This window comes from Bradyrhizobium sp. BR 1433, assembly GCF_051547665.1.
Lineage (GTDB): Bacteria > Pseudomonadota > Alphaproteobacteria > Rhizobiales > Xanthobacteraceae > Bradyrhizobium > Bradyrhizobium australafricanum.
Window position 1 is genome coordinate 4,918,837 of sequence record NZ_JBPUGG010000001.1, and the last position, 13,292, is coordinate 4,932,128.

Below are 13,292 nucleotides of genomic sequence, written 5' to 3' on the forward strand. Positions count from 1 at the left end.
TCCGGCGCCGTTGTCGCCGCTCCCGATCACGCCGGAGCCCAGAGAAGCACTGATGCTGCCTCCCGATGCAAGGTTGTCATTCCCACCATGTCCGCCGACGCCGGCGATCTGAAAGGCGGATTGATCGACATTCAAATCGTTCGACTGGTTGGCCACGGCGGCCGAGCCGTATCCCAAACTCACCGAAATGTTGATCGGTTCATAGATCAACAGGGATGCGTGAATGATACCTCCGTAAAAGTAACCGTCTCCGCCGTTCCCGGCGGTGTTCGCCCCGCTCTCGATCGAAGCGATGCCCGTCGCGGAATGAGATGCGCCGGCGGCAGGCTTCGTTGCCGAAGCATCCAGGCTCGCCGCAGCGTGGTTGCCGACGTGGCCGCCCGTGTCGACCCCCGACGCGGTGGGATGGTCGGATTGGCCTAGGCCAGAGTCATAGGGCGGGGAATTCGACGTCGCGGGATGCGCATCGAGCCCTGCAAACGGGCCGCTGGGTGCCGAACCCGACCCGTCGTCACCATCGTGCCCATCGTGGCGATGAGAGGCGTGATGCAGCCGGATCCCATCCGACATCCGCGAAAAATCCATCGTAGCCTTCCTCATCGCAATCGCTCCGCGCAATCGGGACGGGTTCTGCACTGCGGACAGAATGTCATCCTGGGAAGGTCGAAAGCCCAGCCGTCAGTTCGGATATAGCGCTTCGGATGGACGCCGTAACATCGGCTATATCCGTTCTGGCGCGGTTACAACCTTTGTAGCTTTGCGCGGGCCGGCGTCGCCGGCGTGGTCCATCAGCTCGCCGCTCCCAGGCGGTTGATAACCTCGCTCCGCCATTGCAATCGGGAAGCCGCTATCGCGGACCGCGAAAATCACGCTACACTCGCCTCATGAGTGGGGCTGAACTTCACGCCGTCTTCGACGTTGCAGCATGGGGCGCGGCCGCGCTCGCCATGTGGTGGCTGTCGCGCCGGCGCGGGCTGCAATTCCCCCGGCAATCCTTCGAGCTGCCCTACATCGCCGCGCTGGCGTTCGGCGCCGGGATCGGCGCCTACATTTTCGGCACGCTGAACCTGTGGTTCTCGGGCATGGCGGGCCTCGCCCGCTCGGTCGAGGGCGCGCTGGCCGGCGGCATCGTCGCGATCGAGCTCTACAAATGGCGACACGGGATTTCGCTGCGCACCGGCGCGCGGTTCGCGCTGCCGCTTGCGATCGGCGTCGCGGTCGGCCGTCTCGGCTGCTATTTCGCGGGGCTCGAGGATTTCACCTATGGCACGCCGACCACGCTGCCTGGGGCCATGATTTCGGCGACGGCGTGCTGCGCCATCCGGTGCAGCTCTATGAAAGCCTGGCGATGGCGGGGTTCGCGGCATTCTATGTCTGGGCCGTATTGAACCGAAATGCCGCCGTCATCACCAACGGATTCTACCTCGTGCTGTTCTACTACGGGCTGCAGCGCTTCCTGTGGGAATTCATCAAGCCCTATGGCGCGCTGGTCGGACCATTCTCGCTGTTTCACCTGCTGTCGCTGTTTGTCGTGATTTACGCCGCCGTCATGCTGGCGACGGCGCCGAATGTGAGCTTGAAGCATGAACGCGCCGCTGCGTAAGGCACGCCCTTACATCTTCTGGGGCCAGACCCAGTCGCTATGCGAAACCTGCCTGGCCCTGGTGCCGACCAAGATCCAGATATCAGGCAACGAGGTCTGGTACGAGAAGCGCTGCAAGCAGCATGGCGTGCAGTCGACGCTGGTCTCGACGGATGCGGCCTATTGGCGACTGTGCAAGGATTTCATCAAGCCCGGCGACCGGCCGCTCGCGTTCCAGCGCCACACCGAATTCGGCTGCCCCTATGATTGCGGGCTGTGCCCGGACCACGAGCAGCACTCCTGCCTGGCGCTGATCGAGATTACCGAGCATTGCAATTTGACCTGCCCGGTGTGCTTTGCGGATTCCTCGCCGACGCGGACCCGCTTCACGCCGCTGGCGAAGATCGAGAAGATGCTGGACGCGCTGGTCGCGAGCGAGGGCGAGCCCGACCTGGTGCAGATCTCCGGCGGCGAGCCGACGCTGCATCCGGATTTCTTCGCGATCCTGGATGCGGTGCGCGCCCGCCCGATCCGCCATGTCATGATCAACACCAACGGCCTCAGGATCGCGCGCGAGCCCGCCTTCGTGGCGAGGCTCGCCGAGAACAAGCGCGGGCTGGAGGTCTATCTGCAGTTCGATTCGCTGCAGCGCGAGGCGCTGGTCAATCTGCGCGGCGCGGATCTGCGAAAAATCCGCCAGCAGGCACTGGAGAATCTCGAGCGCGAGGGCGTCTCGACCACGCTGGTCGCGACCATCAAGCGCGGCGTCAACGACGGCGAGATCGGCGACATCGTCCGCCACGCGCTGACCTGGAAATGCATCCGCGGCGTCACGCTGCAGCCGGTGCAGGACGCCGGCCGCAACGAGCATTTCAACAAGGAGACCGACCGCATCATGCTGTCGGAAATCCGCCGGCGCGTGATCGAGACCGGAGTGTTCGGCGCTGACGACATGATCCCGCTGCCGTGCAATCCCGAGAGCATCTCGATCGGCTACGGCCTGCGCAACGGCGACAAGGTACTGCCGCTGACCTCGCTGATCCCGCAGGAGCAGCTCATCGCCGTGATGCCCAACACCATCAGCCCGGAGAAGTATCCGGTGTTGCGGGAGAAGTTTGTCGACCTGTTCTCGCTGTCGTCGGGGCCGCTGAACACCTCGGAGCGGGTTTGCGAATTGCTGTGCTGCCTGCCGAGCTTCGAGGTGCCGGAAGGGCTCACTTACGAGAACGTGTTCCGCGTCACCATCGTGCAGTTTCTCGACCGCTTCAATTTCTGTGTCGGCAACGTCAAGCGAAGCTGCATCCACTTCGTCACCGAGAGCGGCGCGATCATCCCGTTCGACACCTATAATCTGTTCTACCGTGACGGAAAGATCGACGGCATCCGCGCCGCGCTGGCCGGCCAGACCTATCGTGAAGCCCGGCAAAGCGAGGAGGCGCCGCGATGAGCGAGACCAATCCACCGCCCATCCCGCCTGCACCACCGGAGCCACCCTACCAATACGTCCCGCCGCCACCGTCGCCACGCAGCGGCTGCGCGACGGCGTTCATGGTGCTGTTCGGGCTGGTCCTGCTGCTGCCCGGGCTCTGCGCCCTTCTGTTCGGGTTCGGCGTCCTGAGCGAGTTCGAAAACCGATCCCTCCATTCTCTTCCTGATCCTGCTCGGGCTCGCGGTCTGCTTCGCCGGCGTGATGCTGATCCGCGCCGCGATTAAGGGACGCTAGTCCGGGGTATCGTGAGCAGTTCTCAGCAAAACCCGGAACAGAGACAGCGCTACGGCTGCCTGACCGCCCTCATGCTGGTGGTAGGGGTGATCCTGCTGATCCCGGGGGTCCTGTGCGCCATTCTCAACGCCAAGATGGGCGCCGGGGCCGGCGGCGACCCCATCACCATGTTCGTGATGATGGTGGCGCTGGGCGGGCTTGGCCTGATCGTGTTCGCGATTACCCGGAAGTAGGACCTGAAAGCCCCTCAAAACCCGCCTTTGGAACCAAAATCAGCCCTCCAAACAGCCAATAAATCATTGTTTTTTGGCGTTTTCTGACTATATTGCGCCGCAACGCGCAAGGTGCCCGGTCCTCTGACCGGGCTTCCTTTTTGGGGTGATGCGTCCCCGTCAAATTTCTTGGGTATGAGCGTGATCCGGGCCCGAATGGGCCACGCGAGCGAGCGGCCGGCCAAACTGGTCCGGCGAGATCGCGCATCTGACCATTGCACGACCAGAAGAAGAGCCATGAACCTTCGCAACGTCGCCATCATCGCCCACGTCGACCACGGCAAGACCACCCTCGTCGACCGCCTGCTGCAGCAATCCGGCACCTTCCGCGAGAACCAGAAGGTCACCGAGCGCGCCATGGACTCCAACGACCTGGAGCGCGAGCGCGGCATCACCATCCTGGCCAAGGCCGCCTCGGTGCAGTGGAAGGACATCCGCGTCAACATCGTCGACACCCCCGGCCACGCCGACTTCGGCGGTGAGGTCGAGCGCATCCTCAACATGGTGGACGGCGCGCTGGTGCTGGTCGACGCCGCCGAGGGCCCGCTGCCGCAGACCAAGTTCGTGGTGTCGAAGGCGCTCAAGATCGGGCTGAAGCCGATCGTCGTGATCAACAAGGTCGACCGTCCCGACGCACGCCCGACCGAAGTCATCAACGAGGTGTTCGACCTGTTCGCGGCGCTCGACGCCAGCGAGGAGCAGCTCGACTTCCCGATCTTGTACGGATCGGCCAAGCAGGGCTGGATGGCGGAAAGCCCGGAGGGCCCGAAGGACCTCGGCATGCAGCCGCTGTTCGACCTGATCGTGCGCCACGTCGAGCCGCCGAAGGTCGAGGAAGGTCCGTTCCGCATGATCGGCACCATCCTCGAGGCCAATCCCTATCTCGGCCGCATCATCACCGGCCGCATCTCCTCGGGATCGATCAAGCCGAACCAGCAGGTCAAGGCGCTGTCCGCCGACGGCAAGCTGATCGAGAGCGGCCGCCTGACCAAGATCCTCGCCTTCCGCGGCCTTGAGCGCACTCCGCTCGAGGAGGCCGAGGCCGGCGACATCGTCGCGATCGCGGGCCTCACCAAGGGCACCGTTGCCGACACCTTCTGCGATCCCACCGTCGAGACGCCGCTGCCGGCGCAGCCGATCGATCCGCCGACGGTGTCGATGTCGTTCATCGTCAACAACTCGCCGCTCGCCGGCACCGAAGGCGACAAGGTGACCTCGCGCATGATCCGCGACCGCCTGATGCGCGAGGCCGAGGGCAATGTCGCGCTGCGCGTCGTCGAGGCCGCCGACAAGGATTCCATGGAAGTCTCCGGACGCGGCGAATTGCAGCTCGCGATCCTGATCGAGACCATGCGCCGCGAGGGCTTTGAGCTCTCGGTGTCGCGCCCGCGCGTCGTGCTGCAGAAGGACGAGGCGACCGGCGCCTGGCAGGAGCCGATCGAGGAAGTCGTGATCGACGTCGACGAGGAGCATTCCGGCGTCGTCGTGCAGAAGATGAGCGAGCGCAAGGCCGAGATGATCGAGATGCGCCCCTCCGGCGGCAACCGCCTGCGGCTGGTGTTCTACGCGCCGACCCGCGGCCTGATCGGCTACCAGGGCGAACTGCTGACCGACACCCGCGGCACCGCGATCATGAACCGCATCTTCCACGGCTATGCCGCCTACAAGGGCGAGATCCAGGGCCGCCGCAACGGCGTCCTGATCTCCAACGACCAGGGCGAAGCGGTGGCCTATGCGATGTTCAAGCTGGAAGACCGCGGCCCGATGATGATCGAGCCGGGCTGGAAGGTCTACAAGGGCATGATCGTCGGCGAGCACACCCGCGACAACGACCTCGAGATCAACGTGCTGAAGGGCAAGCAGCTCACCAACATCCGCACCACCTCGAAGGACGAGGCGGTGCGCCTGACGCCGCCGATCCGGATGACGCTGGAAAAGGCGCTCGCCTATATCGAGGACGACGAGCTTGTCGAGGTGACGCCGAAGTCGATCCGGCTGCGCAAGAAGCACCTCGACCCGAACGACCGCAAGCGCGCCGAAAAGGCCAAGGAAGCGGTGGCGTAAGCGTCGCGTAGGACAATCTGTCATGCCCCGGCTCGACCGGGGCATCCAGTACGCCGCGGCCTATCGGCTCAATCTCCTCCGTCTCTGGAGTACTGAATCACCCGCATCAGCGGGTGATGACAGTCATGCATGTGGCGGCTTCAGGCCCGGCGGCGGACGTGCTAGAGCCGGGACATGACTTCCCCTCCCTCCACGGTCGATGTTGCCATCATCGGCGCCGGCGCCGCAGGCCTCGGTGCCGCGAATGCGCTGAAGGACTCCGGCCTCTCCACGATCGTGCTGGAAGCCCGCGACCGCCTCGGCGGCCGCGCCCATACGATTCAGGCCGCGCCTGACGTGGTGTTCGACGTCGGCTGCGGCTGGCTGCACTCGGCCGACCAGAACAGCTTTGTCGGCATCGCCCGGCAACTCAACTTCGAGCTCAACACGGACCTGCCGCCGTGGCGCGAGCGCGCCTACGGCGAGGCGTTCCCGCAGGCCGCTCGCGACGACTTCACGCACGCACTCGACCAATTCTACGACCGCATCGAGCAGGCGGCGCGGCACGGCAAGGACTGCCCGGCCAGCCTGTACCTCGAGCCCGGCAACCGCTGGAACCCGATGATCGATGCGATCTCCACCTATGTGAACGGCTGCGAGCTCGACCAGGTTTCGATCCTCGATGTCGACGCCTATGAAGACACCGACATCAATTGGCGGGTGCGGCGCGGCTACGGCGCACTGGTCGCGGCCTATGGCGCGCAGGTGCCGGTCGCGCTGAACTGCGAGGTCAGGCTGATCGATCACTCCGGCAAGCGCATCCGCATCGAGACCTCGCGCGGCGTGCTTGAGGCGGACAAGGTGATCGTCACGGTGCCGACCAACCTGATCGCCGATCAGGCGATCCGCTTTTTACCTGCGCTGCCGGACAAGCTCGACGCCGCGCGCGGCCTGCCGCTCGGCCTCGCGGACAAGGTGACGCTGGCGCTCGCCGAGCCCGAGGCGCTGCCGAAGGAAGGCAATCTGCGCGGCGCCACCATGCGCACCGAGATGGGCACCTATCACATCCGCCCGTTCGGCCAGCCCTGCATCGAAGGTTTCTTCGGCGGCCGTTTTGCGCAACAGCTCGAAGATGCCGGCGACGGCGCGATCGCCGCGCACAGCATCGACGAGATCGTCTCCTTCCTCGGCAATGATTTCCGCCGCAAGCTGAGGCCGCTCAGCGAATCCCGCTGGGCCCACGACCCGTTCGCCCGCGGCTCTTACTCGCACGCACTGCCCGGCCACGCGGACAAGCGCGCCGTGCTGGCTGCGCCCGTCGACGGCCGGCTGTTCTTCGCCGGCGAAGCGACTTCGCCGGAGTTTTTCTCGACCGCGCACGGCGCGCGGGATTCGGGGGAGCGGGCAGCGAGGGAAGTGGTGGCGGCACTGCCCCGCAAATAGTCGCATCGTCATTGCGAGCGCAGCGAAGCAATCCATGCTACCGCAAGCGGAGAGATAGATTGCTTCGCTTCGCTCGCAATGACGGAGACTACTCCAGCACTCTCGCCCGCATGTCCGCGTCGGGCACGAAACACGTCTCGTATTTCCCGAAGATCTTGTACCGGTTGCGGGCGATCAGGCTGTAGACGGCATCGCGCAGCGGCTTGGGGACCGCGAACAGCGCGCGGGTCCAGCCCCAGCCGGGCAGATGGCTCAGTACCGTCAGCGCCGCGTCGGATTTCATGTAGGCGATGCCGCCATGGACGACGGCGTTGGTGTCGGGGTCGTCAGGATCGATGCCGAAGCTCTTGGCCAGCCGCGTGCCGTAGCCGGACTGGATCGGCGTGAAGCGAAAGCGCCTGTCGGTATCGCGGGCGATGACGAAGCGGACCCAGCGCGAGCAGAAGACGCAGACGCCGTCATAGAGGATCACGTCGTCGTCGGGCCAAGTGCTCATCTCGATTCCCTCAGCGCGTTTTCTTCACGCGAACCGGTTCCCACTTCGCTCGAAAACGCTACCGGTTATCCAGGATCAACAGCGCGACCAGCATCAGCACGATCGCAGGTCCCGTCTTCACCAGCGCGCCGAGCGGCTCGATCCAGAGATCCGGCGTCAGGATCGCCGATCCCGCCATGTAGCCGAGCGAGGCGATGATGCCTGCGATCAGACCGAACGCCGCGGTGCGGCGGATCGCGATCAGCACCCCGATGCTCATGTCCATCAGGCTGGTCAGCACCGTCACCGGCCCGACCAAAGCCGGCGGGAAATGGTGCGCACGCAAAATGCCTGCCGCGGCGTCATAGGAGATCACCAGCGCGATGAAGCCGGACGCGACCCAGAACAGCACGAGACTTACGAAGATCAGTGCCTTGATCAGGAACAGCCGCGCGAACCATTTGTCCTGAATGGTCGCGGGGCGTCCGCCGACCGCTTGCGCGATTGTCTTCGGCACGATGCCGGTCGCTTGCATCCAGCCTGCGGGATCGCCGGTGACGCCGCGGCGCAGCTCGGCGATCGCGGTGGAGCGCAGCGGCGGCAGCCAGCCGAGCCGGCTTGCGAGATCGCCGAGACGGGCGCCGAGATCGATCAGGAACGGCGGCGTCGCGATCCGGACATGCTTTGCCGTGCCGAACGACCGGCGGAACTGGGCGATGACGCCGCCGAGCGAAATCGGCTGCTCGTGCATCAGGTCCCATGTCACCGATCGCACCGCTTTATCGGCGACATCGCGCGCCGCAAGCCAGGCGATGGTGGCGGCGATATCCTCGACTGTAACCGGCTGGAACGGCGTCGCAGCCTCTTCGGCCGACAGATCGACCGGCAGCGCCGCCAGCGCGCGCAGCATGGCGCTGCCGCCATAAGCCGACGGCGCGATGACGAAGCCCGGACGCAGGATCGCATGGGGAATTCCGGACGCCGCGATCAGCCGTTCGGCCGCGCGCTTGGTGGTGCTAAAGGCGGTGCGGTCCGCATCGGCCGTGCCGGGAATCGAGATGTGGACGAGACGGATGGCGCGGTGGCTGTCACCGATCGCCTGCAACAGCCGCGCGACGAGGTCGCGATGCACCGCGCTTGTGTCGCTGCCCGGGCCGTCCTGCAGCACGCCGAGGCAGTTCACGACGACGTCGACCTCATGCGTGCGAAACATCAGCGTCAGCGCCGCGGCATCCATCGACATGACAGGCAGCTCGAGGTCGGCCGCGCTCATCTTTTGCGCCGGCGTGAAATGCCGCGCGACCCCGATTACGTGTAAGCCGCGCGCCCTCAGATCGTCGGTGATGGTGCGCCCGATCAGGCCCGAGGCGCCGAGCACGAGGATGTTGTGTGATGCGTCGTCACTCATGAGAGTCTTGTTTGAGCATGATCCTGTTCGGAAAACCGCTGCACACTTTTCCGGGATCATGCGCTAAAATGGTTTCGCGATCATCAGCCAGAGGATGATCATCACGGAGCCGAAGCCGGGAATACCGAACAGGAACCAGCGGCGAAACAGCGCAAAATAACGCGGCGGCAGCGGAAGACCTTTTTCGACGGCCGCCTGCGCGAGATTGCGCATCTCCATCTGCATGAAGACGACGGGAACCCAGAACACGCCGGCCAGCGCGTAGAGCGCAAGCGAAACCGCCAGCCAGCGCTCGGTGATGCTCGTTGCCGACAACAGCATCAGCAGTCCGCCGCTCACCGGCTGAAGCAGCACGGCACTCAGCGTGAAGATCATGTCCGCGATCACGACGGTCGCCGCCGTGCGCGCGATGAACGCCACATCCTGCGTGCGATGCGCCGCCAGCATGAAGAAGGCGATGCCGGTCCCGGTGCCCAGGATCACGATGGCGCCGAGCACGTGCAGATATTTGATCAGGAAGTAGAGCGTCATCGCAGTCCGCTCGTAATCAGGCCAACTTCGGCGCGCACAAATACCGCCGCTGCCATAGGCCGGTCGGGCGCGAAAATCCACTGCGGCGGCGCAGGCGTGGCGCGGTCGGAGTACCCCACATCGCGTCTGGATTAGCCCGCGGAATCCTGGGCGAATCAGCCCCGAATAAGCTTTTTCCAACTATGGCAGTGTCATATTGCGCTCGCGATCCACGCTTTGCACAGCTCCGGATCGGCGGTTGGCCGCTTGAACTCCGGCAAGTGTCCTCTTTCGGAACAAGTTCTCACGACACTGATGCAAAAAATCCACAGATTAACCGATAATTAACGATGGACCTTGAAGGCGGCCCGCCGACTTGCTTTGATTACAGGCATGAGCACAACGCTAATCGAGGTCCGGCCGGCCAAAGCTGCAGACGCGGCGGCGGTGGCGTCTACCCATGACGAAGCCTGGCGCTCGGCGTATCAGGGAATCATCCCCGGCGCCGAACTCGAAAAGCTGATCAATCGCCGCGGCCCGCAGTGGTGGGACAGCGCCATCCGCAAGGGCAGCCGCGTCAGCGTGCTGGTGTTCGGCGACCGGATCGCAGGCTACGCCAATTACGGCCGCAACCGCGCCCGCAGCCTGCATTTCGAAGGCGAGATCTACGAGCTCTATCTGCGGCCGGAATTCCAGGGGCTTGGCTTCGGCCGGCGCCTGTTCGCCTCCGCCCGCCGCGACCTGATGCAGAGCGGCCTCAAGAGCATGGTGATCTGGGCGCTCTCCGACAACGAGCCGGCGACCGAGTTTTACCGTGCGCTGGGCGGCCGGATGGTGGCGCGCTCCTCGGAGCGGTTCGGGCCCAAGTCGCTCGACAAGGTCGCTTTCGCCTGGGCCAACTGAAAATCCTGCTTCTCTCGCAGCTGCAGCAAGGCTAAACCAGCCTCCAGCGCTGCGCGCGTCGGCCAGCCCGGTCTCAAGGCCGGGCCGGGAGCCGTTTCGCGGCCCGGCGGCGCCAACCAAAAAATCACATCGTTCTCAACTTCCAGAGGCCACGCGGAGCAATCCATGCGTATCGACGCCATATCGATCGGAAAAAATCCGCCCCACGACGTCAACGTCATCATCGAGGTTGCCGTCGGCGGCGAGCCAATCAAGTACGAAATGGACAAGGAAGCCGGCACGCTCGTGGTGGACCGCTTCCTCTACACGCCGATGCGCTATCCCGGCAATTACGGCTTCATCCCGCACACGCTGTCCGGCGACGGCGATCCCTGCGACGTGCTGATCGTCAACACCCGCGCGATCGTGCCGGGCGCGGTGATGAGCGTCCGGGTGGTCGGCGTGCTCCTGATGGAGGACGAGGCCGGCGGCGACGAGAAGATCATCGCGGTGCCGTCATCGAAGCTGACCCAGCGCTACGACAAGGTGCAGAACTACAGCGACCTGCCCGACATCACGCTGCAGCAGATCCAGCACTTCTTCGAGCACTACAAGGACCTCGAGAAGGGCAAGTGGGTGAAGGTGCTGCGCTGGGGCGACGCCGACGAAGCCCGCAGGCTGATCCTCGAAGGCATCGAGCGCGCGAAGAAGAAGTGACTAACCTCGCCCCGCTTGCGGGGAGAGGTCGGATCGCATGTAGCGGAGCGGAATGCGATCCGGGTGAGGGGGTACAGGTCTTTCGACAGTCCCATCTCGGAGAGGGGCCCCTCACCCCAACCCTCTCCCCGCAAGAGCGGGGCGAGGGAGCATTTCACACCGCCGGCGCCGGCAGGCCGGCAATCGCGCAGGCGGCGCGCAGCGTGTTGACCAGGAGGCACGCCACCGTCATCTGCCCGACGCCGCCGGGCACCGGCGTGATTGCGCCGGCGACATTGAGCGCTTCCTGGAACGCGACATCGCCGACCAGCTTCGGCTTGCCGCCGGGCACCGGGATACGGTTGATGCCGACGTCGATCACGGTCGCGCCCGGCTTCAGCCAGTCGCCCCGCACCATCTCGGGCCGGCCGACCGCGGCATAGACCAGATCGGCCTGGGCGCAGAGCTTCGGCAGATCGCGCGAGCGCGAATGCGCGATCGTCACCGTCGCGTTCTCGTTCAGCAGCAATTGCACCAGCGGACGGCCGACCAGATTGGAGCGGCCGATCACGATCGCGTTCATGCCCTCCAGCGAGGCGTGCACGCTCTTGGTCAGGATGATGCAGCCGAGCGGCGTGCAGGGCGACAGCGCCGCCAAGCCCCCGGCGAGCCGGCCGGCATTGTCGGGGTGCAGGCCATCGACGTCCTTGGCCGGATCGATCGCGTTGATGATGGTCTCGGTGTGCAGCGACTTCGGCAGCGGCAGCTGCACCAGGATGCCATGCACCATGGGATCGCGGTTGAGCCGCGCGATCAGCGCCAGCAGATCGGCCTGCGACACATCCTCCGGCAGCTTGTGCTCGAACGAGGCCATGCCGGCGGCCTGGGTCTGGGTGTGCTTGCTGCGGACGTAGACCTCGCTCGCGGGATCATGGCCGACCAGCACGACGGCGAGCCCCGGCGTGAGCTGGTGGTCGCGCTTGACGCGGGCGACCTCGTCGGCGACGCGGGCGCGAAGCTCGGCGGCGATGGCTTTTCCGTCGATGATGCGAGCAGTCATGTCAGTCCCTTGTCTGCTGGTTCGGCTTGGCCGCAGTCAGCTTCCTCAATGTATCGCCGAGCCCTTTCGGATCGCCGTCCACCGCGACCTGCTTGAGCCGCGAGGTGGCCCCGGACAGCAGCTTAACCCTGGCCTTCGGCACGCCGAGCGCCTTGGCCAGCAGCTCAGTCACCGCACGGTTGGCCTCGCCGCCCTCGGCGATGGCGCGCACCCGCACCTTCACCACCGAACGGCCGTTGGCCAGTGTCTCGATCCCGTCGATGTCGTCGCGGCCGCCGCGCGGCGTCACGCGCAACGCGATGCTGATGCCCTCGGTGGAATAGCGCCACGGATCCATCAAGGCCCCGTCGAGAAAGGGTCAGATCACGTTGGGATAGATGTAATAGGCGATCACCCGCTGGATGAACATGATGATCAGGATCACGATGATCGGCGAGATATCGAGCCCGCCCAGATTCGGCATCACGTTGCGGATCGGCCGCAGCACCGGCTCGGTGATCCGGTAGAGGAACTCGGCCACCGCGGAAACGAACTGGTTGCGCGTGTTGACCACATTGAAGGCGACCAGCCAGGACAGGATGGCGGAGGCGATCAGCAGCCAGACATAGAGGTCGAGGATGATGATGACGATGTCGAGAACAGCGCGCATATGAGGGGGGCTCGCGGGTAAGACAACCGATTGAAGCGCAACGAGACCGGACTGAGCCGCCATCGCGCTTCTTGTTTGAGCAGGATCGTTTCGGAAAACCGCTATGCACTGGGCGCTCGGGCGGTCCGCCGGGTCGGGATCACGCTCTAAATATCGGTTCATCCCCCCGCAAACAAGGGAACTGCCGGCCAGCGGGCCCGAAAACCGCGCTTTCACTGTTCTTGACTTGGCCTTGGGCGGGACTGTAAATGGCGCCCGACTGACGGCCGGGATACTCAGCAACACCCGGCCGCGATGGGGCCATAGCTCAGCTGGGAGAGCGCGTCGTTCGCAATGACGAGGTCGGCGGTTCGATCCCGCCTGGCTCCACCAGCCTTCGCTCGCTTCGCGAGCTTCGGCTCGGCAAGCCCGGATAGTCCATCGTAGCGATGCGAGCGAAGGCTGCCGCGGCGTAGCCCGAAGGGCGAAGCCGGGCTGGTGTTATGAACGCCGACCCAATCCCTCCCCCTTACGTCCCCGTAAACCGCGGTGGCCGCTTCCCGACGAAGC

Annotated in this window: 13 protein-coding genes, 1 tRNA gene and 1 pseudogene; 9 read left to right on the plus strand and 6 right to left on the minus strand. The window is 65.0% G+C overall.

Annotated elements, in window-relative coordinates:
• Positions 1-884: 884 nt before the first annotated feature.
• From ACSKB9_RS23730 to ACSKB9_RS23755, 6 genes and pseudogenes are all read left to right on the plus strand, one after another.
• A pseudogene (locus tag ACSKB9_RS23730) lies at positions 885-1,603 on the plus strand (prolipoprotein diacylglyceryl transferase).
• Positions 1,584-3,029, plus strand: coding sequence for a radical SAM protein (locus ACSKB9_RS23735; RefSeq protein ID WP_438076142.1), 1,446 nt, complete (start codon positions 1,584-1,586; stop codon positions 3,027-3,029). The pseudogene ACSKB9_RS23730 and the gene ACSKB9_RS23735 overlap by 20 nt, the downstream one beginning before the upstream one ends.
• Positions 3,026-3,295: a hypothetical protein gene (locus ACSKB9_RS23740; protein WP_438076144.1), complete on the plus strand. Its 270-nt coding sequence runs from the start codon at positions 3,026-3,028 to the stop codon at positions 3,293-3,295. Before ACSKB9_RS23735 ends, ACSKB9_RS23740 begins: the two co-directional genes overlap by 4 nt.
• Positions 3,296-3,316: 21 nt before the next feature.
• The gene (locus ACSKB9_RS23745; protein ID WP_438076145.1) at positions 3,317-3,538 is read left to right on the plus strand and encodes a hypothetical protein; all 222 of its coding nucleotides are present in this window, start codon (positions 3,317-3,319) and stop codon (positions 3,536-3,538) included.
• Positions 3,539-3,814: 276 nt separating this feature from the next.
• Positions 3,815-5,641, plus strand: a complete 1,827-nt coding sequence (gene typA, locus ACSKB9_RS23750; protein ID WP_438076147.1) for a translational GTPase TypA — start codon at positions 3,815-3,817, stop codon at positions 5,639-5,641.
• A 174-nt stretch (positions 5,642-5,815) separates the two neighbouring features.
• On the plus strand, positions 5,816-7,063 hold the full coding sequence (locus ACSKB9_RS23755) for a flavin monoamine oxidase family protein (protein ID WP_438076149.1): 1,248 nt from the start codon (positions 5,816-5,818) through the stop codon (positions 7,061-7,063).
• A gap of 88 nt (positions 7,064-7,151) precedes the next feature.
• Here ACSKB9_RS23755 and ACSKB9_RS23760 read toward each other — a convergent pair whose 3' ends face one another.
• The 3 genes from ACSKB9_RS23760 to ACSKB9_RS23770 all read right to left on the minus strand — a co-directional run bounded on the left by ACSKB9_RS23760 (position 7,152) and on the right by ACSKB9_RS23770 (position 9,477).
• A complete protein-coding gene (locus tag ACSKB9_RS23760) occupies positions 7,152-7,559 on the minus strand; it encodes a thiol-disulfide oxidoreductase DCC family protein (RefSeq protein ID WP_438076151.1) in 408 nt (135 codons plus the stop codon).
• A 58-nt stretch (positions 7,560-7,617) separates the two neighbouring features.
• A complete protein-coding gene (locus ACSKB9_RS23765) occupies positions 7,618-8,946 on the minus strand; it encodes an SDR family oxidoreductase (protein ID WP_438076153.1) in 1,329 nt (442 codons plus the stop codon).
• 63 nt (positions 8,947-9,009) lie between these two features.
• Positions 9,010-9,477 (minus strand): DUF2269 family protein, encoded by a 468-nt coding sequence (locus tag ACSKB9_RS23770; protein ID WP_253605604.1) that lies wholly within the window; start codon positions 9,475-9,477, stop codon positions 9,010-9,012.
• Positions 9,478-9,849: 372 nt separating this feature from the next.
• On the opposite strand from ACSKB9_RS23770, the gene ACSKB9_RS23775 reads away from it, so the two are divergent.
• Complete coding sequence (locus ACSKB9_RS23775; protein WP_016847248.1) at positions 9,850-10,359, plus strand: GNAT family N-acetyltransferase; 510 nt, start codon at positions 9,850-9,852, stop codon at positions 10,357-10,359.
• Positions 10,360-10,524: 165 nt separating this feature from the next.
• Positions 10,525-11,055: an inorganic diphosphatase gene (gene ppa, locus ACSKB9_RS23780; protein ID WP_028337382.1), complete on the plus strand. Its 531-nt coding sequence runs from the start codon at positions 10,525-10,527 to the stop codon at positions 11,053-11,055.
• A 154-nt stretch (positions 11,056-11,209) separates the two neighbouring features.
• On the opposite strand, the gene folD is transcribed toward ppa, so the two are convergent.
• The 3 genes from folD to ACSKB9_RS23795 are packed head-to-tail and all read right to left on the minus strand — an operon-like array spanning position 11,210 to position 12,743.
• Positions 11,210-12,094 (minus strand): bifunctional methylenetetrahydrofolate dehydrogenase/methenyltetrahydrofolate cyclohydrolase FolD, encoded by an 885-nt coding sequence (gene folD, locus ACSKB9_RS23785; protein ID WP_438076156.1) that lies wholly within the window; start codon positions 12,092-12,094, stop codon positions 11,210-11,212.
• Position 12,095: 1 nt separating this feature from the next.
• Positions 12,096-12,431: a DUF167 domain-containing protein gene (locus ACSKB9_RS23790; RefSeq protein ID WP_016847251.1), complete on the minus strand. Its 336-nt coding sequence runs from the start codon at positions 12,429-12,431 to the stop codon at positions 12,096-12,098.
• Positions 12,432-12,452: 21 nt separating this feature from the next.
• Positions 12,453-12,743, minus strand: a complete 291-nt coding sequence (locus ACSKB9_RS23795; protein WP_016847252.1) for a YggT family protein — start codon at positions 12,741-12,743, stop codon at positions 12,453-12,455.
• A 296-nt stretch (positions 12,744-13,039) separates the two neighbouring features.
• Here ACSKB9_RS23795 and ACSKB9_RS23800 point away from each other — a divergent pair.
• Positions 13,040-13,115 (plus strand) — tRNA-Ala (locus tag ACSKB9_RS23800).
• The last annotated feature ends 177 nt before the right edge of the window (positions 13,116-13,292 follow it).